This is a genomic window from Mycobacterium sp. SA01, assembly GCF_041287105.1.
GTDB lineage: Bacteria > Actinomycetota > Actinomycetes > Mycobacteriales > Mycobacteriaceae > Mycobacterium.
Genome location: NZ_JBGGNO010000001.1, coordinates 1 through 2,826 on the forward strand (window position 1 = coordinate 1; position 2,826 = coordinate 2,826).

General features: G+C 60.9%; 1 pseudogene. It reads right to left on the minus strand.

The annotated features are described in order from the left end of the window. Positions 1-2,826, minus strand: a pseudogene (locus AB4879_RS00005) (PPE family protein); the annotation flags it as partial.

Here is a 2,826-nt window from a genome sequence, read left to right on the forward strand (position 1 = left end):
CCGAATTGGTTGTTCCCCGTCAGCCCGATCCCGATATTGCCGGTGCCCGAGTTCCCGAACCCGATATTGCCCGACCCGATATTGCCGAACCCAAAGTTGAAGTCCCCCAAGTTCCCCCAACCAAAATTGGAGCTCCCCAGGTTCCCGAACCCGACATTCGAACTGCCGTGATTACCCGAGCCGACGTTGTGGTCACCCTCATTGCCCGACCCCAGGTTCGAGCCACCGACGTTCCCGTCACCGACATTCGCGCTGCCCTGATTACCCGACCCCAGATTCCAGTCCCCGACATTGCCCAGCCCAACGTTCAACGACCCCACATTGCCGAACCCGACATTGAACCGGGTCCCGGTGGCGTCGCGGAACCAACCCGCCAGACTCGTTCCGAGCGTGCCGATTCCGGACACCAAACCCGGCGTCGCCAGATTCAGAGTGCTGGTGTTGAACAACCCCGACACCGTGTTGCCGAGATTGGAGAAACCGGACGACAGCGCCCCATAGTTGAACAACCCCGACACCCCGGAGCCGACCAACTGCGACACCGCCACATTCCACAACCCCGACGCCGCACCCACACCGGCATTCCAGAAACCCGACCCACCACCGCCACCGGTGTTGAAGAACCCCGACGTCGGATTCGCCGTCGAATTGAAGAACCCCGGCCCCTTCGGAAGATCGAACACCGGGATCACGATCGGACCCACGCCACCAGTGCCGGTGATGTGGATTGCCGTAGTAGGCCCACCGACAGTCGCTGTGATGAACGGATTCTGGCCGCTGACCGTGATGGTCGGGATGCTGATGGGCCCTACGGACGCGGCGGTGACCGGGAAGCCGATGATGTTGATCTGCGCGCTGATGGTGCCGATGGAAATGCCCGGGATGGTGATGGTTCCGGCCGCTCCAGTACCCAGCGTGCCGGTGACCGGAATGTTGATGGGAGCGTTGACGTCCAACGTGAACGGGATTTCCGGGATGGTCAGGCCGATGGTGCCGCCGAATTGTCCTTGGTTGTCGCCGCGCCAGAACATGCCGTTGCTGTAATTGCCGCCGATGAAGGCGCCGGTGTTGACGTTGCCCGTGTTGGCGAAACCGGTGTTGGAATTACCGCTGTTCGCAAACCCGGTATTGAGATCACCGGGGTTGAACCCACCGGTGTTGGTGCTGCCGACGTTCAGCACACCGGAATTGGTGTTACCCGTGTTCCCGTAACCGGTGTTCGTGTGACCCACATTCAGCGCACCGGAGTTGGTGTTGCCGACGTTGAGCCAGCCCGTGTTCAGATTGCCCGCGTTGCCGAAACCCCAGTTGTTGTTGCCCGAGTTGAAGAACCCGACATTGCCATCACCGGAGTTGAAGAACCCGACGTTGTTACTGCCCGAGTTGAACAACCCGATGTTCCCGGAACCGGTGTTCCAGCCACCAAACCCGAATTGGTTGTTCCCCGTCAGCCCGATCCCGATATTGCCGGTACCCGAATTCCCGAACCCAATATTGCCCGACCCGATATTGCCGAACCCAAAGTTGAAGTCCCCCAAGTTCCCCCAACCAAAATTGAAGCTACCCAGGTTCCCGAACCCGACATTCGAACTGCCGTGATTACCCGACCCGACGTTGCCATCCCCCGAATTACCCGACCCCAGGTTCGACCCACCGACGTTCCCGTCACCGACATTCGCGCTGCCCTGATTACCCGACCCCAGATTCAGGTTGCCGACATTGCCGAAGCCGAGATTCAGTCCGCCGATGTTGCCGATGCCGAAGTTCAGTCGGGTTTCGAGACCGTTGCGGAACCATCCGGCCACCTGAGTGCCCACATTGTCGAGACCGGACACCAGGCCCGGTGTGGACAGACCTGCGGTGCTGGTGTTCATCCAGCCCGAGACGGTGTTGCCGAAATTGGCCATACCTGACGACAGCGCACCGTAATTCAGCACGCCGGAAAGACCGGCACCGCCGATGATCGACATCGGCACCATGTTGAACAGACCGGACGAGCCTGCTCCGAAGTTGAAGAAGCCAGACCCGCCGCCGGCCCCGCTGTTGAAGAATCCCGACGTCGGATTCGTCGTCGAGTTGAAGAAGCCTGGTGCGGCGGGGATGTCGATGAACGGAATGTTGAGCGGTCCGATGGCCGCTGAGACGTTGACGACGACCGTGGTATCCGGGCCGCCGATGAGCAACTGTGGCGCCGCCCCGTTGGCGACGACGGTGACCGGCGGAATGGTGACGGAGGTCAACTGCCCGGTGAGCTCCAGGATCCCGAGGAGTGTGATGCCGTACGGGATGCTCGGGATGGTGGGCATCGTGAAGGTGCCATCGCCGAGGCTGGTGGTGATGGGAATGTTGATCGGCGCGGTGATCACCGCGTGCACTGTGTACGGGTCGAGGTTCAGACCGAAGGTGGCGCCGAACAGCCCTTGGTAGTTGCCTCGCCAGAACATGCCGTTGCTGAAGTTGCCGCCGATGAAGGCGCCGGTGTTGACGTTGCCGGAGTTGGCGAAGCCGGTGTTGGAGTTACCGCTGTTCGCGAACCCGGTATTCGTGTGGCCGGTGTTGAACCCGCCGCTGTTGGTGTTGCCGACGTTCAGCACACCGGAATTGGTGTTACCCGTATTGCCGTAGCCGGTGTTGGAATGCCCGACGTTGACGCCGCCGGAGTTGGTGTTGCCGACGTTGAGCCATCCGGTGTTGAGGTTGCCGGCGTTGCCGAAGCCCCAGTTGTTGTTGCCGGAGTTGAAGAACCCGACATTGCCATCACCGGAGTTGAAGAACCCGACGTTGTTGTTACCCGAGTTGAACAACCCGATGTTCCCGGAACCGGTG